Annotated in this window: 22 protein-coding genes; 17 read left to right on the top strand and 5 right to left on the bottom strand. The window is 56.9% G+C overall.

Annotated elements, in window-relative coordinates:
• The first annotated feature begins 21 nt into the window (after positions 1–21).
• A complete protein-coding gene (locus ACMGGU_RS14530) occupies positions 22–1,200 on the top strand; it encodes an MFS transporter (RefSeq protein ID WP_039023974.1) in 1,179 nt (392 codons plus the stop codon).
• Positions 1,201–1,290: 90 nt separating this feature from the next.
• On the opposite strand, the gene flk is transcribed toward ACMGGU_RS14530, so the two are convergent.
• Positions 1,291–2,295 carry a flagella biosynthesis regulator Flk gene (flk, locus tag ACMGGU_RS14525; RefSeq protein ID WP_420300678.1) on the bottom strand — a complete coding sequence of 335 codons (1,005 nt, stop codon included), beginning with the start codon at positions 2,293–2,295 and terminating at the stop codon, positions 1,291–1,293.
• 113 nt (positions 2,296–2,408) lie between these two features.
• Here flk and pdxB point away from each other — a divergent pair, with 113 nt between their 5' ends.
• From pdxB to hisP, 15 genes are all read left to right on the top strand, one after another.
• Entirely contained in the window at positions 2,409–3,545 is a 1,137-nt protein-coding gene (gene pdxB / locus ACMGGU_RS14520) for a 4-phosphoerythronate dehydrogenase PdxB (protein WP_252076882.1), read from the top strand.
• 67 nt (positions 3,546–3,612) lie between these two features.
• The gene (locus ACMGGU_RS14515) at positions 3,613–4,626 is read left to right on the top strand and encodes an aspartate-semialdehyde dehydrogenase (RefSeq protein WP_032646629.1); all 1,014 of its coding nucleotides are present in this window, start codon (positions 3,613–3,615) and stop codon (positions 4,624–4,626) included.
• The gene (truA, locus tag ACMGGU_RS14510) at positions 4,626–5,438 is read left to right on the top strand and encodes a tRNA pseudouridine(38-40) synthase TruA (protein ID WP_420300677.1); all 813 of its coding nucleotides are present in this window, start codon (positions 4,626–4,628) and stop codon (positions 5,436–5,438) included. The genes ACMGGU_RS14515 and truA overlap by 1 nt, the downstream gene beginning before the upstream one ends.
• Before the next feature lie 28 nt (positions 5,439–5,466).
• Positions 5,467–6,126: a DedA family protein gene (locus ACMGGU_RS14505; RefSeq protein WP_008502599.1), complete on the top strand. Its 660-nt coding sequence runs from the start codon at positions 5,467–5,469 to the stop codon at positions 6,124–6,126.
• A gap of 154 nt (positions 6,127–6,280) precedes the next feature.
• Positions 6,281–7,186 carry an acetyl-CoA carboxylase, carboxyltransferase subunit beta gene (gene accD, locus ACMGGU_RS14500; protein WP_023312564.1) on the top strand — a complete coding sequence of 302 codons (906 nt, stop codon included), beginning with the start codon at positions 6,281–6,283 and terminating at the stop codon, positions 7,184–7,186.
• Between the two features lie 70 nt (positions 7,187–7,256).
• Entirely contained in the window at positions 7,257–8,525 is a 1,269-nt protein-coding gene (folC, locus tag ACMGGU_RS14495) for a bifunctional tetrahydrofolate synthase/dihydrofolate synthase (RefSeq protein WP_196365139.1), read from the top strand.
• A complete protein-coding gene (gene dedD / locus ACMGGU_RS14490; RefSeq protein ID WP_045908737.1) occupies positions 8,515–9,213 on the top strand; it encodes a cell division protein DedD in 699 nt (232 codons plus the stop codon). Before folC ends, dedD begins: the two co-directional genes overlap by 11 nt.
• A gap of 165 nt (positions 9,214–9,378) precedes the next feature.
• A complete protein-coding gene (cvpA, locus tag ACMGGU_RS14485) occupies positions 9,379–9,867 on the top strand; it encodes a colicin V production protein (protein WP_000262116.1) in 489 nt (162 codons plus the stop codon).
• Between the two features lie 33 nt (positions 9,868–9,900).
• Positions 9,901–11,418: an amidophosphoribosyltransferase gene (gene purF, locus ACMGGU_RS14480; RefSeq protein ID WP_021241570.1), complete on the top strand. Its 1,518-nt coding sequence runs from the start codon at positions 9,901–9,903 to the stop codon at positions 11,416–11,418.
• A gap of 89 nt (positions 11,419–11,507) precedes the next feature.
• Entirely contained in the window at positions 11,508–12,077 is a 570-nt protein-coding gene (locus ACMGGU_RS14475) for a UbiX family flavin prenyltransferase (RefSeq protein ID WP_045908736.1), read from the top strand.
• 291 nt (positions 12,078–12,368) lie between these two features.
• Complete coding sequence (gene argT / locus ACMGGU_RS14470; RefSeq protein ID WP_023616063.1) at positions 12,369–13,151, top strand: lysine/arginine/ornithine ABC transporter substrate-binding protein ArgT; 783 nt, start codon at positions 12,369–12,371, stop codon at positions 13,149–13,151.
• A 226-nt stretch (positions 13,152–13,377) separates the two neighbouring features.
• Positions 13,378–14,160, top strand: a complete 783-nt coding sequence (gene hisJ, locus ACMGGU_RS14465) for a histidine ABC transporter substrate-binding protein HisJ (RefSeq protein WP_008502592.1) — start codon at positions 13,378–13,380, stop codon at positions 14,158–14,160.
• Positions 14,161–14,248: 88 nt separating this feature from the next.
• A complete protein-coding gene (locus tag ACMGGU_RS14460) occupies positions 14,249–14,935 on the top strand; it encodes a histidine ABC transporter permease HisQ (protein ID WP_014832782.1) in 687 nt (228 codons plus the stop codon).
• A complete protein-coding gene (locus tag ACMGGU_RS14455; RefSeq protein ID WP_008502590.1) occupies positions 14,932–15,648 on the top strand; it encodes an ABC transporter permease in 717 nt (238 codons plus the stop codon). Before ACMGGU_RS14460 ends, ACMGGU_RS14455 begins: the two co-directional genes overlap by 4 nt.
• Positions 15,649–15,656: 8 nt before the next feature.
• Positions 15,657–16,430 (top strand): histidine ABC transporter ATP-binding protein HisP, encoded by a 774-nt coding sequence (gene hisP / locus ACMGGU_RS14450; protein WP_045908735.1) that lies wholly within the window; start codon positions 15,657–15,659, stop codon positions 16,428–16,430.
• 98 nt (positions 16,431–16,528) lie between these two features.
• On the opposite strand, the gene ACMGGU_RS14445 is transcribed toward hisP, so the two are convergent.
• From ACMGGU_RS14445 to yfcG, 4 genes are all read right to left on the bottom strand, one after another.
• Positions 16,529–17,038: a GNAT family N-acetyltransferase gene (locus ACMGGU_RS14445; RefSeq protein ID WP_048224257.1), complete on the bottom strand. Its 510-nt coding sequence runs from the start codon at positions 17,036–17,038 to the stop codon at positions 16,529–16,531.
• Positions 17,039–17,082: 44 nt separating this feature from the next.
• Positions 17,083–17,976, bottom strand: a complete 894-nt coding sequence (locus tag ACMGGU_RS14440; protein ID WP_045908733.1) for a TIGR01777 family oxidoreductase — start codon at positions 17,974–17,976, stop codon at positions 17,083–17,085.
• A gap of 13 nt (positions 17,977–17,989) precedes the next feature.
• Complete coding sequence (gene folX, locus ACMGGU_RS14435) at positions 17,990–18,358, bottom strand: dihydroneopterin triphosphate 2'-epimerase (RefSeq protein ID WP_023616057.1); 369 nt, start codon at positions 18,356–18,358, stop codon at positions 17,990–17,992.
• A gap of 75 nt (positions 18,359–18,433) precedes the next feature.
• Positions 18,434–19,063: a GSH-dependent disulfide bond oxidoreductase gene (gene yfcG / locus ACMGGU_RS14430; RefSeq protein WP_048029675.1), complete on the bottom strand. Its 630-nt coding sequence runs from the start codon at positions 19,061–19,063 to the stop codon at positions 18,434–18,436.
• Between the two features lie 140 nt (positions 19,064–19,203).
• On the opposite strand from yfcG, the gene yfcF reads away from it, so the two are divergent.
• Complete coding sequence (gene yfcF, locus ACMGGU_RS14425; protein ID WP_406915629.1) at positions 19,204–19,848, top strand: glutathione transferase; 645 nt, start codon at positions 19,204–19,206, stop codon at positions 19,846–19,848.
• The last annotated feature ends 26 nt before the right edge of the window (positions 19,849–19,874 follow it).

The following is a 19,874-nucleotide window of genomic DNA, read 5'->3' as shown; positions in this document are numbered from 1 at the left end:
CTCTTCATTTCGGAGTAAAGCATGACTGCAGTAACTCAAACAGAAACAACCCCTTCAGCGAACGTCTCGCTGTTCCGTATCGCCTTTGCGGTATTCCTGACCTATATGACCGTTGGCCTGCCGCTGCCGGTGATCCCGCTGTTCGTTCATCAGGAGCTGGGCTATGGCAACACCATGGTCGGCATTGCCGTGGGCATTCAGTTTTTAGCCACGGTATTAACCCGCGGATACGCCGGACGACTGGCGGATCAGCACGGTGCAAAACGCTCGGCGCTGCAGGGGATGTTTGCCTGCGGGCTGGCGGGCGGCGCCTGGCTGCTGGCGGCACTTCTGCCGGTCGACGCGGCGTATAAATTTGCGCTGCTGGTGCTGGGCCGTTTAATCCTGGGCTTTGGTGAAAGCCAGCTGCTGACCGGCACCCTGACCTGGGGAATGGGACTGGTGGGGCCAGCACGTTCCGGCAAGGTGATGTCCTGGAACGGCATGGCCATCTACGGCGCGCTGGCCGCCGGTGCACCGCTTGGCCTGCTGATCAACAGCCAGTTTGGTTTTGCGGCGCTGGCTGCCACCACCATGGCGCTGCCGCTGGTGGCATGGGCGTTTAACGGCTCGGTGCGTAAGGTACCTGCGCACAAAGGCGAGCGTCCTTCCCTGTGGAGTGTGGTCGGCCAAATCTGGCAGCCGGGCCTGGGCCTGGCGCTGCAGGGTGTGGGTTTTGCGGTAATAGGGACATTCGTCTCGCTCTATTTTATGAGCCGCGGCTGGGCGATGGCCGGTTTTACGCTTACCGCGTTTGGCGGCGCGTTTGTGCTGATGCGCGTGCTTTTCGGCTGGATGCCGGATCGCTTCGGCGGCGTGAAGGTGGCGGTGGCGTCGCTGGTCATTGAAACCATCGGTCTTCTGCTGTTGTGGAATGCACCCGTGGCATCCGTGGCGCTGCTGGGTGCGGCGCTGACCGGCTGCGGCTGTTCTCTGATCTTCCCGGCGCTGGGCGTTGAAGTGGTGAAGCGCGTGGCCCCGCAGGTGCGCGGGACGGCGCTCGGCGGCTATGCGGCGTTTCAGGATATCTCATACGGCGTTACCGGGCCGCTGGCCGGGCTGTTAGCGACCTCGTTTGGCTATCCGTCCGTCTTCCTGGCCGGTGCGGTTTCCGCGGTGGTGGGGATCGTGGTGACGCTGGTGGCGTTTCGCAGAACGTGAGTCTTTGTTGCCGGGTGGCGGCTGCGCCTTACCCGGCCGACGGTTCGAGCCGTTGTAGGCCCGGTAAGCGCAGCGCCATCGGGCAAAATATCAGGCAACCAGCCAGAAAATCGCCAGCGCAATCAGCAGTGCAATAAACATCAATCCCGGACGCGCAGAGAGGGTTCTGAAGGTCTCCACGACCGGCGCAAATAGCGGGCTGTAAATCGGCTGAACATTTCTCACCTCCGGCACGCCGCCTTCACGTTCGGCGCGGCGAACGAAGATCTGGTTGAGCAGGTCCTGCACCTGCGCGGTAGTCAGTACCGTCTGCGGCGTGGCCTGCCAGTTTTGCTGGGCATAATCCCGAATCACCTCGAACTCGTGCGGCTCAAGCGGCTGTTTCAGCGCGGCCTGGACAGTATGCAGAGTCGGGGCGCTCTGGGTGCTGAGCGTCTGGCGTGCCTGGAGCCAGGTCACCAGATGGGTAAACTGTTTGGCCGGGATCAGCTCGCCCGCCTTCACGCCGGACAGCTCCAGCATGGATTGCCAGATGAGCTTCGTCGGCTCGCCGGTGGCCGCGGCTAGCTTGGTCACCATCTGCTTGAGCGTATTGTGCTCGGCGGGCAGCAGCGGACGCTCGGTCGCCGGGCGTACCTGCGGCTGCGGAATCGACAGCTCATTGTTCTGCAGCAGTGTCAGTACGGTTTTGAGCTGATCGGGCGTCAGCTGGCCCAGCGCGGTCTGACCATACTGCTGGCGAATAAAATCACTCACCGCCTGGCGGTTATTTCCCTGGCCCAGCAGCTCCGTCAGTTGAGAAACAATCTGGCGCATGGTGTGGTTTTGCTGCGCGGTCGTAATACGCTGGTTCAGATTTTGCTCGGCAGCGGGGAAATGACGCGACTGCAGCGGTGCGTCGTTCCTCACGCCTAAATCATGCTTCACCCCGGCCCAGACTTCCGCGTTTTGCTGCGAAGTCAGCGCAATCAGGCGCGTGATCAGTCGTTCCAGCACGGTGCGCTGTTGCGTGGATAGCGGTTGTTCACCGGCAACGTTTGGCGTGACAGGGCCTTCACCCGGAGGGCGTGGCGGCGTACCTGAAATGGGCTGCATCGTCAAAAATCCTTAAAGTCAAAACTCAGCGTAAACCTGGCAGACGTATATGCCTGGCGGCCAGATTATGGCACACTTGGCAGGTTTTCTTCCTCTCAAACAGGTACTCAGACGTGAAAATCCTCGTTGATGAAAATATGCCTTACGCCCGTGAGCTGTTTAGCCGCCTGGGTAACGTTAAGGCTGTTCCTGGTCGCCCGATCCCGGTCAACGAACTGGACGACGCCGACGCCCTGATGGTGCGCTCGGTGACCAAAGTAAATGAGGCGTTGCTCGCCGGTAAGGCGATTAAGTTCGTTGGGACCGCAACGGCAGGGACCGATCATGTGGATGATAAATGGCTGAAGCAGGCCGGAATCGGTTTCTCCGCCGCGCCGGGCTGTAACGCGATTGCCGTCGTGGAATACGTTTTCTCCTCGCTGCTGATGCTGGCCGAGCGCGACGGGTTTGCGCTGAAAGACCGCACCGTGGGGATTGTCGGCGTGGGTAACGTCGGCGGGCGCCTGCAAAAGCGCCTGGAAGCGTTAGGGATCCGTACGCTGCTGTGCGATCCGCCGCGCAAAGACAACGGCGATGACGGGGATTTCCGCTCGCTGGACGAGCTGGTTGAACAGTGTGACGTGCTGACGTTCCACACGCCTCTGTTTAAAGAGGGACCGTATAAGTCGCTGCATCTTGCCGATGAGGCGCTCATTCGCCGTCTGAAGGCTGGCACTATTCTGATAAATGCCTGTCGTGGTCCGGTAGTCGATAACGCCGCGCTGCTGACGTGTCTGAACGAAGGACAAGACCTCAGCGTGGTGCTGGACGTCTGGGAGCCGGAGCCGGACCTCAACGTTGAGCTGCTTAACAAGGTGGACGTTGGCACCGCACATATCGCCGGTTATACCCTCGAAGGGAAAGCCCGCGGCACGACGCAGGTCTTCGAGGCCTACAGCGCCTTTATCGGTCACCCGCAGCAGGTGGCGCTGGATACCTTACTTCCCGCGCCTGAATTTGGCCGCATTACCCTTCACGGCCCGCTCGATCAGGCAACGCTGAAAAGGCTGGTGCATTTAGTGTATGATGTGCGCCGCGATGATGCGCTGCTGCGTAAAGTGGCGGGGATCCCGGGTGAGTTTGATAAGCTGCGCAAGCACTACGTTGAGCGCCGCGAGTGGTCTTCCCTGTATGTGATGTGCGACGACGCCTCGGCGGCGACGCTGCTGCATAAGCTGGGGTTTAACGCCGTTCATCATCCGGCGCATTAATGTCTTCTTAATGCTCCCTGTCGGATACTCCGACAGGGACGCTTTTTTATTTCTGGAGTAAACCACCATGTCTGAAGGCTGGAACATTGCCATTTTAGGTGCCACGGGTGCCGTGGGCGAAGCCCTGCTCGAAACGCTTGCTGAGCGTCAGTTCCCGGTGGGCGATATCTATGCGCTGGCGCGTACCGATAGCGCGGGTGAGCATCTGCGTTTTAACAGTAAATCCGTCATGGTTCAGGATGCGGCGGCGTTCGACTGGACGCAGGCGCAGCTGGCGTTTTTCGCCGCAGGCGCTGAAGCCACTGCGGCGTACGTTGAAGAGGCGACCAACGCAGGCTGCCTGGTCATCGACCTGAGCGGCCTGTTCTCCATGGAGCCGGATGTGCCGCTGGTGGTGCCGGACGTGAACCCGTTTGTGCTGGCTGATTACCGCAACCGTAACGTCATTGCGGTACCGAACAGCCTGACCAGCCAGCTGCTGACCGCCCTGAAACCGCTGATCGACGACGGCGGCCTGTCGCGCATTACTGTCACCAGTCTGCTGTCCGCGTCCGCAAACGGCAAAAAGGCCGTTGACGCGCTGGCCGGGCAGAGCGCGAAGCTGCTGAACGGCATTCCGATTGACGAAGATGATTTCTTTGGCCGCCAGCTGGCGTTCAACATGCTGCCGCTGCTGCCGGACCGCGAGGGTTCCGTGCGCGAAGAGCGTCGTATCGTCGATGAAGTGCGTAAAATTCTGCAGGACGATGGCCTGATGATCTCCGCAAGCGTCGTGCAGTCCCCGGTCTTCTACGGCCACGCGCAGATGGTCGGCTTTGAAGCGCTGCGTCCGCTGGCGGCAGAAGAGGCGCGCGATGCGTTTGGCCGCGGGGAAGACATCGTCCTCTCTGAAGAGAGCGAGTTCCCGACCCAGGTGGGCGATGCCACCGGCAGCGCGCATCTTTCCGTTGGCTGCGTGCGTAACGACTACGGTATGCCGGAGCAGGTCCAGTTCTGGTCCGTTGCCGACAACGTTCGTTTCGGCGGCGCGCTGATGGCGGTCAAGATCGCTGAAAAACTGGTGCAGGAGTACCTGTACTGATGTCAGACGTGGAACAAAAGCCGGTTCATAAAATTGCCCTCGGTATTGAGTACGATGGCAGTAAATATTATGGCTGGCAGCGTCAGAATGAGGTGCGCAGCGTCCAGGAGAAGCTGGAGAAAGCGCTCTCTCAGGTGGCAAACGAGCCGATTAACGTCCTGTGCGCAGGCCGTACGGATGCGGGCGTTCACGGCACGGGGCAGGTGGTGCACTTTGAAACCACCGCCGTGCGTAAGGATGCCGCCTGGACGCTGGGGGTAAATGCGAATTTGCCTGGTGACATTGCGGTGCGCTGGGTGAAAGCTGTGCCGGATGATTTTCACGCGCGTTTCAGCGCCACGGCGCGCCGTTACCGCTACGTCATCTACAATCAGCGTCTGCGTCCGGCGGTGTTAAGCCAGGGCGTGACGCATTTTTATGAACCGCTCGATGCGGAACGTATGCATCGCGCGGCGCAGTGTCTGATTGGGGAGAATGACTTTACCTCGTTTCGTGCGGTGCAGTGTCAGTCCCGCACGCCATGGCGTAACGTCATGCACATCAACGTCAGCCGTTTTGGCGCGTATGTGGTGGTGGATATCAAAGCCAATGCCTTTGTACATCATATGGTGCGGAATATTGTGGGCAGCCTGATGGAAGTGGGTGCCGGACACCAGCCGGAGAGCTGGGTTGCAGACCTGCTGGCAGCGAAGGACAGAACGCTTGCGGCAGCCACGGCGAAAGCGGAAGGGTTGTATCTGGTCTCGGTAGACTATCCGGATCGGTTTGACCTGCCGAAACCGCCAATGGGTCCGCTGTTTTTAGCGGACTAAACAAAGGTGCAATTAGGGCTTAGACAATATGGACGTAATTCGTTTTTTAATTGATTTCATCCTGCATATTGATGTTCACCTGGCGGAGCTGGTCGCGCAGTATGGCGTCTGGGTTTACGCTATTCTGTTCCTCATTCTGTTCTGTGAAACCGGGCTGGTTGTAACCCCGTTCCTGCCGGGGGATTCTCTGCTGTTCGTTGCCGGGGCGTTATCGGCGCTGCCCACCAACGATCTGAACGTGCATCTTATGGTGGTGCTGATGGTGATTGCCGCCATCGTCGGTGATGCGGTCAACTACACGATTGGACGCGTATTCGGTGAGCGGCTGTTCAGTAATCCGGATTCAAAAATTTTCCGTCGCAGCTATTTAGACAAAACCCATGCGTTTTATGAACGCCATGGCGGAAAAACCATTATCCTTGCGCGCTTTGTGCCTATTGTGCGCACATTTGCACCGTTTGTGGCGGGAATGGGGCATATGTCCTATCGTCATTTTGCCATGTATAACGTCGTGGGGGCGCTGTTGTGGGTACTGCTGTTTACCTATGCAGGCTACCTGTTTGGCGATCTCCCGGTGGTTCAGGAAAATCTTAAGTTACTGATTGTAGCGATTATTGTGCTTTCCGTACTGCCTGGCGTTATCGAAATCATTCGTCACAAACGTGCGGCGGCAAAGCAAGCGAAGTAAATGCACACTGGCGGTTCGACCACTTTTTTATCCAAAGTTTCGGGCTGTTATGTTTTAATGTGCAACATTCATGGTCTGTTGGAGGCAAAAATGGCATTATTCGCCTCTTATAGCAAAACTGGCATACGACCAGGTTCAGGCAGAAAGGTTATCAATGAGCTGGATTGAACGAATTAAAAGCAACATTACCCCAACGCGTAAAGCGAGCATTCCTGAAGGGGTATGGACGAAGTGTGATAGCTGCGGCCAGGTTCTGTATCGCGCAGAGCTGGAGCGCAACCTTGAGGTGTGTCCGAAGTGTGACCACCATATGCGTATGTCGGCGCGCAACCGCCTGCATAGCCTGCTGGACGAAGGTTCTCTGGTAGAACTGGGCAGCGAGCTTGAGCCAAAAGACGTGCTGAAGTTCCGCGATTCCAAAAAATATAAAGATCGTCTGGCCTCTGCACAGAAAGAGACCGGCGAGAAAGACGCGCTGGTCGTCATGAAAGGCACCCTGCACGGGATGCCGGCTGTTGCCGCTGCGTTTGAGTTCTCCTTTATGGGCGGCTCAATGGGCTCCGTGGTCGGTGCGCGCTTCGTGCGTGCCGTTGAGCAGGCGCTGGAAGACAACTGTCCGCTGATCTGCTTCTCTGCCTCCGGTGGTGCGCGCATGCAGGAAGCGCTGATGTCACTGATGCAGATGGCAAAAACCTCTGCAGCGCTGGCGAAGATGCAGGAGCGCGGTCTGCCGTATATCTCCGTGCTGACCGACCCAACCATGGGCGGCGTCTCCGCGAGCTTCGCGATGCTGGGCGATCTGAACATCGCTGAGCCAAAAGCGCTGATCGGCTTTGCGGGTCCTCGCGTTATCGAGCAGACCGTTCGTGAAAAACTGCCGCCGGGCTTCCAGCGCAGTGAGTTCCTCATCGAGAAAGGCGCCATCGACATGATCGTCCGCCGTCCGGAAATGCGCCTGAAGCTGGCGAGCATCCTGGCGAAGCTGATGAATCTGCCAGCGCCGAACCCGGATGAACCGCGCGAAGGCGTGGTGGTACCGGATCAGGAACCCGAGGCCTGATAACTGAAAAGGGCAGGGCCGGTTGGCGCTGCCCTTTTGCTTTCTAATCTGTTAATGACAACCGGGCATTATGGAAAATAAAAGCATTCCCCAAGCCACGTCGCCCCTGGCCGCGTGGCTTTCTTATCTGGAAAACCTGCACAGTAAAACCATCGATATGGGGCTTGAACGCGTAAGCCAGGTTGCGGCGCGTCTTGACGTGCTCAAACCGGCGCCTTTTGTGTTCACCGTCGCGGGAACCAACGGTAAAGGCACGACCTGCCGTACGCTGGAATCCGTCCTGATGGCGGCGGGTTACAGGGTTGGCGTTTACAGCTCTCCACACCTGGTACGCTACACCGAGCGGGTTCGCGTACAGAACCGCGAGCTGCCGGAATCCGCGCATACGGCGTCGTTTGCTGAAATTGAAGCCGCGCGCGGAGAGATCTCATTAACCTATTTTGAATACGGTACCCTGTCGGCCCTGTGGCTGTTTAAACAGGCGCAACTGGATGTGGTGATCCTTGAGGTCGGTCTCGGCGGACGTCTTGATGCGACCAATATCGTGGATGCGGACGTGGCGGTGGTGACTTCCATCGCGCTGGATCATGTCGACTGGCTGGGGCCCGATCGTGAAAGTATCGGCCGTGAGAAGGCCGGTATTTTCCGGGCAAATAAGCCCGCGGTGGTCGGCGAGCCGGATATGCCGCATACCATTGCTGACGTGGCGAACGAGAAGGGCGCGCAGCTGCTGCGCCGCGGTGTTGACTGGCAGTATGAGGTTCAGGACAACGGCTGGCGCTTTAGCGATGCGCAGGGCGCGCTCGATAACCTGCCGCTGCCCCAGGTGCCGCAGCCGAACGCAGCCACCGCGCTGGCGGCACTGCGCGCCAGCGGCCTCGTGGTCAGCGAACAGGCGATCCGCGAGGGCATACAAAACGCGATTCTGCCCGGACGTTTCCAGATTGTGAGCGAGTCACCGCGCCTGATCCTGGATGTGGCGCACAACCCCCACGCGGCGGCGTATCTCGCGGGACGTCTCAAATCGTTACCAAAAACCGGGCGCGTGCTGGCGGTTATAGGTATGCTTCATGATAAAGATATCGGCGGGACGCTGGCCTGCATGGAGAGTGTGGTCGATAGCTGGTATTGTGCTCCTCTGGAGGGGCCGCGCGGCGCGACGGCTGAGCAGCTGATGGAACATCTCGGCAAAGGCGCAATCTACAGTAGCGTGGCGCAGGCCTGGCATGCCGCGATGGCGGATGCTAAACCAGAAGATACCGTGCTGGTGTGTGGTTCATTCCACACGGTGGCACATGTCATGGAAGTGATGGACGCGGGGAGAACCGGTGGCGAGTAAGTTTCAGAACCGTTTAACAGGAACCATTGTGCTGGTCGCGCTCGGGGTGATTATTCTTCCCGGGCTGCTCGACGGGCAGAAAAAGCATTATCAGGATGAGTTTGCCGCGATTCCGCTGGTGCCGAAACCGGGTGACCGCGATGAGCCGGATATGCTGCCCGCGGCGACGCAGGCGCTGCCTGCTCAGCCACCGGAAGGCGCGGCGGAAGAAGTGCGCGCGGGTGATGCCGCCGCACCGTCGCTCGACCCGTCTCGCCTGGCGGCCACGAGCAACAGCGATATCGATCCTGTGCCGGTCGAGCAGCCTAAACCGGTTGAAAAACCGAAGCCGGTTGAGAAGCCGCAGCCGAAACCGCAGCGTGATAAAGCGGCAGAACAGCTCGCCGCGGCGTCAGAGACGCCTCCGCCAGCAAAACCGACGCAGCAGGACGCTGCTGCCCCAACGGGTAAAGCCTATGTGGTGCAGCTCGGTGCATTGAAAAATGCCGATAAAGTCAACGAGGTCGTGAGCAAACTGCGCAGTGCGGGATATCGTGTTTACACTTCACCTTCCACGCCGGTGCAGGGTAAAATTACGCGTATCCTCGTGGGGCCAGAAGCGTCTAAAGACAAACTGAAAGGGTCGCTGGGTGAGCTGAAGCAGATCTCCGGCCTGAGCGGTGTGGTGATGGGCTACAGCGCAAACTAAGTACGACCTGCTCCTTTAAGAGAGAGGCGATAAGCCACGGCGTTGAACATTTTTTCAGCGCCTTTTTTATTTACGCGCGGGAAGGAAATCCCTACGCAAACGTTTTCTTTTTCTGTTAGAATTCGCCCCGAACTGGATGACAGGGCGTTAAATCGTGGGACACATATGGTCTGGATTGATTACGCCATCATTGCGGTGATTGGTTTTTCCTGTCTGGTTAGCCTGATCCGTGGCTTTGTTCGTGAAGCGTTATCGCTGGTGACCTGGGGTTGTGCTTTCTTTGTCGCCAGTCATTACTACACTTACCTGTCTGTCTGGTTCACGGGCTTTGAAGATGAACTGGTCCGAAATGGAATCGCTATCGCGGTGCTGTTTATCGCAACGCTGATTGTCGGCGCTATCGTGAATTACGTGATAGGTCAGCTGGTCGAGAAAACCGGTCTGTCAGGAACGGACAGGGTGCTCGGGATCTGTTTCGGGGCATTACGAGGCGTGCTGATTGTGGCCGCGATCCTGTTCTTCCTGGATACCTTCACCGGGTTCTCCAAAAGTGAAGACTGGCAGAAATCGCAGCTCATTCCGGAGTTCAGCTTCATCATCAGATGGTTCTTTGACTATCTGCAAAGCTCGTCGAGTTTTTTGCCCAGGGCATAAACCCTGAGATGTGGCTTAACGAGGAAAAGACGAATGTGCGGTATTGTCGGTATCGCCGGTTTCATGCCGGTAAACCAGTCGATTTATGACGCGTTAACGGTGCTTCAGCACCGTGGGCAGGATGCTGCGGGTATCATCACCATTGATGCAAACAACTGCTTCCGTTTACGCAAGGCGAATGGCCTGGTAAACGATGTGTTTGAAGCCCGCCATATGCAGCGTCTGCAAGGTAATATGGGGATCGGTCACGTTCGTTATCCTACTGCTGGCAGTTCCAGCGCCTCTGAGGCACAGCCTTTCTACGTCAACTCACCGTATGGCATCACCCTTGCTCATAACGGCAACCTGACCAACGCGCATGAACTGCGTAAAAAGCTGTTCGAAGAGAAACGTCGCCACATTAACACCACCTCTGATTCTGAAATCCTGCTCAATGTGTTCGCCAGCGAGCTGGATAACTTCCGTCACTATCCGCTGGAAGCAGACAACATTTTTGCCGCGATTGCCGCGACAAACCGTCAGATCCGCGGCGCGTACGCCTGCGTTGCGATGATCATCGGTCACGGTATGGTCGCCTTCCGCGATCCAAACGGCATTCGTCCGCTGGTGCTCGGCAAGCGCGACCTCGGCGATGGCCGTACCGAATATATGGTTGCCTCTGAAAGCGTGGCGCTGGACACCCTGGGCTTCGAATTCCTGCGCGACGTGGCGCCGGGCGAAGCGGTGTATATCACCGAGAAGGGCCAGCTGTTTACCCGCCAGTGTGCCGACAACCCGGTCAGCAACCCGTGCCTGTTTGAATACGTTTACTTTGCCCGTCCGGATTCGTTCATCGACAAGATTTCCGTCTACAGCGCGCGCGTCAACATGGGCACGAAGCTCGGCGAGAAGATTGCCCGCGAGTGGGACGATCTCGACATCGACGTGGTGATTCCTATCCCGGAAACCTCCTGCGATATCGCGCTGGAGATCGCCCGCATTCTGGATAAGCCATACCGTCAGGGCTTCGTGAAGAACCGCTACGTTGGCCGCACGTTTATCATGCCGGGGCAGCATCTGCGTCGTAAGTCTGTGCGCCGCAAGCTGAACGCCAACCGCGCGGAATTCCGCGATAAGAACGTTCTGCTGGTGGATGACTCCATTGTTCGTGGCACCACCTCTGAGCAGATTATCGAGATGGCCCGCGAAGCGGGTGCGAAGAAAGTCTACCTGGCCTCTGCCGCGCCGGAGATTCGCTTCCCGAACGTGTACGGTATTGATATGCCAACCGCCAACGAGCTGATCGCTCACGGCCGTGAAGTGGATGAAATTCGCCAGATCATCGGCGCTGATGGCCTGATTTTCCAGGACCTGAACGATCTCATCGACGCGGTACGTGCCGAGAACCCAGAAATTCAGCAGTTTGAATGCTCCGTGTTCAACGGTATTTACGTGACCAAAGACGTTGACCAGCAGTATCTCGACTATCTTGATTCGCTGCGCAACGACGACGCCAAAGCCGTCCAGCTGCAGAACGATCTTGAAAGCTTAGAGATGCACAACGAAGGTTGATGCTCTGGCAGGTGAGGGCGTATGCCCTCACTTGCAACTCCCCGGAAAATCCTGCACAGTCTGCCCTGAAATCAGTAAGGGCGAAAATCATGAAACGACTCATAGTTGGGCTCAGCGGCGCCAGCGGCGCGATTTACGGCGTACGTTTGTTACAGGTTCTGCGTAACGTGGTGGACGTCGAAACCCATCTGGTGATGAGCCAGGCGGCGCGGCAGACCCTCTCTCTGGAAACCGATCTCTCCCTGCGCGATGTTCAGGCGCTGGCGGATGTCGTTCACGATGCCCGTGATATCGCTGCCAGCATCTCCTCAGGCTCGTTTAAAACAGCCGGTATGGTTATCCTGCCCTGTTCAATTAAAACGCTCTCCGGCATTGTGAATAGCTATACGGACACCCTGGTGACGCGCGCGGCGGATGTGGTGCTGAAGGAGCGGCGTCCTCTGGTGCTGTGCGTGCGGGAAACGCCGCTGCACCTGGGCCATCTGCGCTTAATGACGCAGGCTGCGGAGCTGGGCGCGGTCATCATGCCGCCGGTACCCGCGTTCTACCATCGCCCGCAAACGCTGGACGACGTCATCAACCAGACGGTTAACCGGGTGCTCGATCAGTTTGACATCGACCTGCCCGACGATCTCTTCACCCGCTGGCAGGGTGCCTGAATCTGTGCACAAACCGGGTGCATGAAAAGACAAGTTGCCCTGTTTCAGGGCAATTATGCAACGGCGATCATATCCTCGACATTTAATTCGTTTTTTCCCTTTTTCTCTCTCCGGTTCGTTCGGCAGACCTGCTATCTTTCACCATTAAGGCAATATCGCAACGTTTTATTAACATATTTAACGTCGAAGTTTTGACCAGACGGCAATGTGGCATAAGACCTGCAAGATGAAGCCTGCAACACAACACACAACACAATACATAATAAAATCACGGTACTTGAGGGTAAATGTATGAAGAAGACGGTTCTGGCTCTGTCTTTGCTCGTGGGGTTAAGTGCGGCAGCAGGTAGCTACGCAGCGCTTCCACAGACGGTACGTATCGGTACAGACGCAACCTACGCGCCATTCTCTTCCAAGGATGCGAAAGGCGATTTCGTGGGGTTTGATATCGATCTGGGTAATGAAATGTGCAAGCGTATTGCGGTGAAATGCACATGGGTGGGCAGCGACTTTGACGCGTTAATTCCGTCGCTGAAAGCCAAGAAAATCGACGCCATTATCTCTTCTCTCTCCATCACCGAAAAACGCCAGCAGGAGATTGCCTTCTCTGACAAGCTCTACGCCGCGGATTCGCGCCTGATTGCCCCTAAAGGCTCCCCGATTAAGCCCACCATCGACTCGCTGAAAGGCAAACACGTCGGCGTGCTTCAGGGTTCGACGCAGGAAGGCTATGCCAATGCTAACTGGCGTGAGAAGGGTGTAGACGTGGTGGCTTATCAGAACCAGGATCTGATTTACTCTGACCTGGCGGCAGGCCGTCTGGATGCGGCATTCCAGGATGAAGTCGCCGCGAGCGAAGGCTTCCTGAAGCAGCCTGCGGGCAAAGAATTCGCGTTTGCAGGCCCGTCGGTGAAAGACAAAAAGTACTTTGGTGACGGCACCGGGATTGGCCTGCGTAAGGATGATACCGAGCTGAAAGCCGCCTTTGACAAAGCCTTTGCGGAGCTGCGTAAAGACGGTACTTACGACAAACTGGCGAAGAAATACTTCGACTTCAACGTATACGGTGAATAACACCTGGCGGTAACGCACCGTAACGGTGCGTTACGGGAGCGCTTGACCCAATACGGTGCATGTGTTGCACCGTATTGGATCGCTTTGTGCATACTTACGCATTTATAATGCAAAAATTCCCGCCTGAAAGGCATTAATCTTTGCCTGACTGAGGGGATTAATGGCACATTAGCACCACCCCGTCGTCGTAAAAATCCCGTATGAAGACAGTTTGTTGAGGACAAATATGAAAAAACTCGTGTTGTCATTATCACTGGTACTGGCCTTTTCCAGCGCCACCGCGGCATTCGCAGCTATTCCGCAGAAAATTCGCATTGGTACCGATCCAACCTATGCGCCGTTCGAATCGAAGAATTCAAAGGGTGAACTGGTCGGTTTTGACATCGATCTGGCCAATGAGCTGTGCAAACGCATCAAAGCACAGTGTACCTACGTTGAGAACCCGCTGGATGCGCTGATCCCTTCCCTCAAAGCGAAAAAAATCGACGTGATCATGTCCTCCCTCTCCATCACCGAAAAACGCCAGCAGGAGATTGCCTTCACCGACAAACTCTACGCGGCCGATTCACGTCTGGTGGTGGCGAAATCGTCTGACATTCAGCCAACGCTGGAGTCGCTGAAGGGTAAACGCGTGGGCGTGCTGCAGGGTACCACTCAGGAAACCTACGGCAACGAGCACTGGGCACCGAAGGGGATTGAAATTGTCTCCTATCAGGGCCAGGAAAATATCTACGCTGACCTGACGGCAGGCCGTATTGATGCCGCATTCCAGGATGAAGTCGCGGCTAGCGAAGGCTTCCTGAAAACGCCGGTAGGTAAAGATTACAAGTTTGGCGGCCCGTCCATTAAGGATGTGAAGTTGTTTGGTGTGGGCACCGGTATGGGCCTGCGCAAAGAAGACAACGAACTGCGTGAGGCGCTGAACAAGGCGTTCGCTGAAATGCGCGCAGACGGCACCTACGACAAGCTGGCGAAAAAGTACTTTGATTTTAATGTTTACGGCGGCTAATCGCCCCGTCATATAACGTGCGGCCCCTCCCACGGCGGGAGGGGAAAAGACACGGTTCCACCACTCACGATACGACAGGGCTCGCGGTATGCTGTACGGATTTTCTGGCGTTATTTTACAGGGCGCGCTTGTCACCCTTGAGCTGGCTATCAGCTCCGTGGTGCTGGCGGTGCTGATAGGTCTGGCAGGCGCAGGGGCGAAGCTTTCGGCTAACAAACCGCTGGCGCTAATCTTTGAAGGCTACACCACGCTTATTCGCGGCGTTCCCGATCTGGTGCTGATGCTGCTTATCTTTTACGGTCTGCAGATTGCGCTGAACAGCGTGACGGACGCGATGGGCATGGGACAAATTGATATCGACCCAATGGTGGCCGGTATTATTACCCTCGGTTTTATCTACGGCGCCTACTTCACCGAAACCTTCCGCGGTGCTTACATGGCCGTGCCGAAAGGTCACATTGAGGCGGCAACCGCATTTGGTTTTACCTCATCACAAACGTTTCGTCGGATTATGTTCCCGGCCATGATGCGCTATGCGCTCCCGGGCATCGGCAACAACTGGCAGGTTATCCTCAAAGCGACAGCGCTGGTCTCGCTGCTCGGTCTGGAAGACGTCGTGAAAGCGACTCAACTGGCGGGCAAGAGCACCTGGGAGCCGTTCTACTTTGCGGTGGTGTGTGGCGTGATTTATCTGGTCTTTACGACCGTCTCCAATGGTGTGCTGCTTCTGCTCGAGCGTCGCTACTCCGTGGGTGTGAAGAGGGCTGACCTGTGATTGAGATTATTCAGGAATACTGGAAATCGCTGCTGTGGACGGATGGCTACCGCTTTACCGGCGTGGCGATTACGCTCTGGCTGCTGATCTCCTCCGTAGTGATGGGCGGTATTCTGGCGGTGTTTCTCGCCATTGGCCGCGTGTCGAACAATAAATTTATCCAGTTCCCGATCTGGCTCTTCACCTACGTGTTTCGCGGTACGCCGCTGTACGTGCAGCTGCTGGTGTTCTACTCGGGGATGTACACGCTTGAGATCGTAAAAGGCACTGAGATGCTGAATGCGTTCTTCCGCAGCGGTCTGAACTGTACGGTGCTGGCGTTGACGCTCAACACCTGCGCCTACACCACCGAGATTTTCGCGGGGGCAATTCGCTCTGTCCCTTACGGTGAGATTGAAGCCGCGCGGGCCTACGGCTTCTCGTCGGTGAAACTGTACCGCTGCATCATTCTGCCGTCGGCCTTGCGTATCGCGTTACCCGCGTACAGTAATGAGGTGATTTTGATGCTGCACTCGACCGCGCTTGCCTTTACCGCGACGGTGCCGGATCTGCTTAAAATCGCGCGCGATATTAACTCCGCGACCTATCAGCCGTTTACCGCATTTGGCATTGCGGCGGTGCTCTATTTAATTATCTCTTATGTTCTGATTAGCCTGTTCCGTAAGGCTGAAAAACGCTGGTTGCAGCATATAAAACCTTCTTCGACGCACTGAGAAAGATGATGGCTGAGAACAAATTAAACGTTATTGATTTGCACAAACGCTACGGCGAACATGAAGTGCTGAAAGGGGTGTCGCTGCAGGCTAACGCGGGCGACGTGATCAGTATCATCGGCTCATCCGGCTCGGGTAAAAGTACCTTCCTGCGCTGCATTAACTTCCTGGAAAAGCCGAGCGAAGGCTCGATTGTGGTGAGCGGGCAGAACATCAACCTGGTGCGTGACAAAGACGGCCAGCTGAAGGTGGCCGATAAGCACCAGCTGCGTCTGCTGCGTACGCGTCTGACGATGGTGTTCCAGCATTTTAACCTCTGGAGCCACATGACGGTGCTGGAGAACGTGATGGAAGCGCCGGTTCAGGTGCTGGGTCTGAGCAAGCATGAAGCCCGCGAGCGCGCGGTAAAATACCTGGCGAAAGTGGGCATCGACGAACGCCAGCAGATGAAATACCCGGTGCATCTCTCCGGCGGTCAGCAGCAGCGTGTCTCCATCGCGCGCGCGCTGGCGATGGAGCCCGAGGTGCTGCTGTTCGACGAACCGACCTCCGCGCTCGACCCGGAACTCGTTGGCGAAGTGCTGCGCATCATGCAGAAGCTGGCCGAAGAGGGCAAAACGATGGTGGTGGTGACGCACGAGATGGGCTTTGCCCGTAACGTCTCGAACCACGTGATTTTCCTGCATCAGGGGAAAATTGAAGAGCAGGGGCATCCGGATGAGGTGCTGGCGAACCCGCAAAGTCCGCGTTTGCAGCAATTCCTGAAAGGCTCCCTGAAGTAAGAGGGCATCAGACCGCAGTGCAGCACAGTTGCCCGGTGGCGCTTCGCTTACCGGGCCTACAAAACCGCAGGCCGGGCAAACGCAGTGCCGCCCGGCATTCAGGCCGCACTACACTCCAGCCGGTACACCCAGTCGTCATAGCGCACGCCGTCAATCTCATACGCCTTTTCCAGCACCTGCATACGCACAAACCCGGCTTTCTCCAGCACCCGCACCGACCCGCCGTTGTCCGCCAGCACGTACGCGTTAATCGCCTTCACGCCGGTCTGGTTGAACGCGTAATCACACACCGCGCGCAGCGCCTCGCTGGCGATACCTTTCCCCTGCGCGGCGGGCACAACCGTATAACCGATATCCGCCTCTTCACGATTCTCTGCGCTGATTTGCAGGCCGATATCGCCCAGCGGCGTATCATCATCCCGGGCGCGAATGACAAACACATGAGCAGCAGCGAGTCGCGCGGCAAACACGCGTCGGGTCTCTTTTTCCGGGGCGATGGCGGCCATATAGCGCATGATGGCGCGATCTTCACGCAGCGAGCGGAAGAAGGCCCAGTCAGTGGGTTCGAAAGGGGTGAGGTGAAGCCGGGGTGTGGTGATGGTTGCCATTGTGACGCCATATCTTCGGAAAATGGCCTGTCACTGTACCATATTCACCGCACCACATCCCCCAGCGCCTCTTCTAATTCATACCAGCGGAACGCAAACCCGGCCGCTTCCAGTCGTTTTGGCAGCGCTCTCTGTCCGCCTAATACCAGAACAGACGCTTCACCCATCAGCAGACGAATGACCGTGGCAGGCACGCGCAAAATTGCCGGACGGTGCAGGGCATGCCCCAGCGCGTGAGCAAACTGTTCATTACGCACCGGATACGGCGCAACCATATTGAACGGCCCGCGCAGATCGTTATCCAGCAGCCAGAGAATCCCGTTGACCATATCGTCGATATGGATCCAGGCCATATACTGACGGCCATTACCAATGGGGCCCCCGAGTCCGAGCCTGAAAGGGGGAAGCATCTTCGCCAGGATGCCGCCTTTCGGTGCCAGAACAACACCGGTTCGCAGCAGGCAGACGCGGGTTCGATCGCTTTGCGCCGCACTGGCGATACGCTCCCACTGGGCGCAGAGTTTGTGGGTAAACTCGTTATGGGGCGGCTCTTCCTCGGTCACCACCACCTCGCCAAGATCGCCGTAGTAGCCCACGGCGGAACCCGAAATCAGCACTGAAGGCGGCGTGTGGCTGTTGCGGATCAGCTCGACCAGCTTTTCGGTGATGTTCCACCGGCTGCTGCATAACAGCTGTTTTTGCTCTTCCGTCCAGCGCTTATCGGCGATGGGTTCACCCGCGAGGTTAATGACGGCGTCGAAGCCGTCCAGATTTTGCTGATCGGCCAGATTTTTCCAGATATCGACACCCGCCCCCAGCACCTGACGCGCTTTCTCCGGGCTGCGCGTGACCACGGTAATGTCGTGATGCAAGGCCTGCAGACGCGCAATGAGGTGACGACCAATCAGGCCTGTACCGCCGGTCAGCAAAATCTTCATACAACCTCCAGGTTTACGCCTGGCGCCGCCAGCTTAACGTCATGGAGACGGAATCGGCGTAGCGCAGGGCGTGAAGTTTATCGATCTCAACTTCAGCATAAGTGACCCAGTGATGTTCGCGTGCGATATCGAGCACATCCTGAGTTAATTTTTCCAGCAGAGAGAAGCGGTTATTCTCCACAAACTGGATAATGTTCTTGGTGATTGTGCGGTAGTTCAGCGCGTCATTGATATCTTCGCTGGCGCGCGCTTTGTCTGCGGGATAGTGAATCACCACGTTAATGACAATATCCTGACGGTTGGCGATCTCTTCCTCTTTGATACCGATAAAGGTACGCAGGCGTAAATTTTTTATACGAATAATGGCGTCTGGCTGTGACATTGCAGGTCTTCTCCGTGTCAGTATTTCCTGCCCATAATACATGAGTGCCTCACAGGCACCCAGCCTCATACCGGGTTAAATTTGCTGGATTTTTTGCATCGCCCGCTCGGTCGCCGGGCGGGTCCGGATGCGCTCGAACCAGTTGTTTACCGCCGGGTAAGAGGCCAGGTCAATTCGGTGTTTTTCATGCGTATTCACCCATGGCCAGCAGGCGATATCGGCAATACTGTAATGATCGCCCCCGAGCCACGGCGTTTTCATCAGCCGACGGTTCAGAACGTCATAGAGCCGCTGCGTCTCGACCTGATAACGTTCTATCGCGTAAGGAATGGGTTGCGGGGCGTAAGCGGTAAAGTGATGATTTTGACCCAGCATGGGGCCCAGCCCGCTCGCCTGCCAGAAAAGCCACTGCAGGGTATGGTGACGCTCACGCAGCTCGCCGCTCAGCAGCTTGCCGGTTTTCTCTGCCAGATAGAGCAAAATTTCACCGGATTCAAACAGGCTCAACGGTCTGCCCCCGTCCGCCGGCTGGTTATCAATAATGGCCGGGATTTTATTGTTCGGCGAGATAGCCAGAAAAAGAGGGCTGAACTGTTCGCCTTTGCTGATATCCACGCGAATGATCCTGTAATCCAGCTCGGCTTCTTCAAGAAAGAGGGTGATCTTATGGCCGTTTGGGGTAGGGGCGTAATAAAGGTCGATCATTCTCAACTCCTGTCCATGCGAAGAGTGGTGCCATGACAAATGAGTATAGGTGGTTGTTGTAAATCGTGAGTTTTCATCAAGTGACAGCGAGGCAAAGAGATTATATGTTGAGTAAAAACCGATCAGCCTATGAGGATGTTATGAACCAGCCCGTCATCACGTTGTGGTCCGATGCGAACTTCTTTTCCCCCTATGTTATGAGCGTATACGTTGCGCTGGCCGAAAAAGGGCTCACCTTTACGCTGAAGACCGTTGATCTTGACGGTGGTGAGCATCTTAAACCGCACTGGCAGGGCTACGATCTGACCCGACGCGTGCCGGTGCTGGAGATTGATGGATTTGCCCTGAGCGAATCGTCGGCGATCGATGAGTATCTGGAAGATCGGTTCGCCCCGCCGGAGTGGGAACGTATCTATCCTCACGATCTGCAAAAGCGCGCCCGGGCGCGGCAGATCCAGGCGTGGCTGCGAAGCGATCTGGTGCCGATTCGCGTCGAACGCTCCACGGACGTTGTGTTTGCCGGGGTGAAAAAGCCAGCCCTCAGCGCAGAAGGTGCAGAAAGCGCGCAGAAGCTGATTGAAACCGCCAGCTCGCTGCTCGCCCATGGCAACCCAAACCTGTTTGGCGAGTGGTGCATTGCCGATGCCGATTTGGCGTTGATGTTAAACCGCCTGATCCTCAACGGTGATGAGGTGCCGCAGTTGCTGGTGGATTATGCCGCGTTCCAGTGGCAGCGTGCCTCCGTGCAGCGCTATGTGGCACTCTCGGCTAAGCGAGTGGGCTGATAAGCCCTGCCGCTTCAGGTATCATG

Origin of the sequence: Enterobacter sp. BNK-8 (assembly GCF_048685095.1) — a bacterium.
Taxonomy (GTDB): Bacteria; Pseudomonadota; Gammaproteobacteria; order Enterobacterales; family Enterobacteriaceae; genus Enterobacter; species Enterobacter quasiroggenkampii.
The sequence above is the reverse complement of the archived record's forward strand: the minus strand, read 5'-3'. Positions and strand labels throughout refer to the sequence as shown.

Bases quoted from the DNA above. Each gene is read 5' to 3' on its own strand.
- ACMGGU_RS14530 (WP_039023974.1), top strand. From the start codon at position 22: ATGACTGCAGTAACTCAAACAGAAACAACCCCTTCAGCGAACGTCTCG.
- flk (WP_420300678.1), bottom strand. From the start codon at position 2,295: ATGCAGCCCATTTCAGGTACGCCGCCACGCCCTCCGGGTGAAGGCCCT.
- ACMGGU_RS14515 (WP_032646629.1), top strand. From the start codon at position 3,613: ATGTCTGAAGGCTGGAACATTGCCATTTTAGGTGCCACGGGTGCCGTG.
- truA (WP_420300677.1), top strand. From the start codon at position 4,626: ATGTCAGACGTGGAACAAAAGCCGGTTCATAAAATTGCCCTCGGTATT.
- ACMGGU_RS14505 (WP_008502599.1), top strand. From the start codon at position 5,467: ATGGACGTAATTCGTTTTTTAATTGATTTCATCCTGCATATTGATGTT.
- accD (WP_023312564.1), top strand. From the start codon at position 6,281: ATGAGCTGGATTGAACGAATTAAAAGCAACATTACCCCAACGCGTAAA.
- folC (WP_196365139.1), top strand. From the start codon at position 7,257: ATGGAAAATAAAAGCATTCCCCAAGCCACGTCGCCCCTGGCCGCGTGG.
- cvpA (WP_000262116.1), top strand. From the start codon at position 9,379: ATGGTCTGGATTGATTACGCCATCATTGCGGTGATTGGTTTTTCCTGT.
- purF (WP_021241570.1), top strand. From the start codon at position 9,901: ATGTGCGGTATTGTCGGTATCGCCGGTTTCATGCCGGTAAACCAGTCG.
- ACMGGU_RS14475 (WP_045908736.1), top strand. From the start codon at position 11,508: ATGAAACGACTCATAGTTGGGCTCAGCGGCGCCAGCGGCGCGATTTAC.
- argT (WP_023616063.1), top strand. From the start codon at position 12,369: ATGAAGAAGACGGTTCTGGCTCTGTCTTTGCTCGTGGGGTTAAGTGCG.
- hisJ (WP_008502592.1), top strand. From the start codon at position 13,378: ATGAAAAAACTCGTGTTGTCATTATCACTGGTACTGGCCTTTTCCAGC.
- ACMGGU_RS14460 (WP_014832782.1), top strand. From the start codon at position 14,249: ATGCTGTACGGATTTTCTGGCGTTATTTTACAGGGCGCGCTTGTCACC.
- hisP (WP_045908735.1), top strand. From the start codon at position 15,657: ATGGCTGAGAACAAATTAAACGTTATTGATTTGCACAAACGCTACGGC.
- ACMGGU_RS14445 (WP_048224257.1), bottom strand. From the start codon at position 17,038: ATGGCAACCATCACCACACCCCGGCTTCACCTCACCCCTTTCGAACCC.
- ACMGGU_RS14440 (WP_045908733.1), bottom strand. From the start codon at position 17,976: ATGAAGATTTTGCTGACCGGCGGTACAGGCCTGATTGGTCGTCACCTC.
- folX (WP_023616057.1), bottom strand. From the start codon at position 18,358: ATGTCACAGCCAGACGCCATTATTCGTATAAAAAATTTACGCCTGCGT.
- yfcG (WP_048029675.1), bottom strand. From the start codon at position 19,063: ATGATCGACCTTTATTACGCCCCTACCCCAAACGGCCATAAGATCACC.
- yfcF (WP_406915629.1), top strand. From the start codon at position 19,204: ATGAACCAGCCCGTCATCACGTTGTGGTCCGATGCGAACTTCTTTTCC.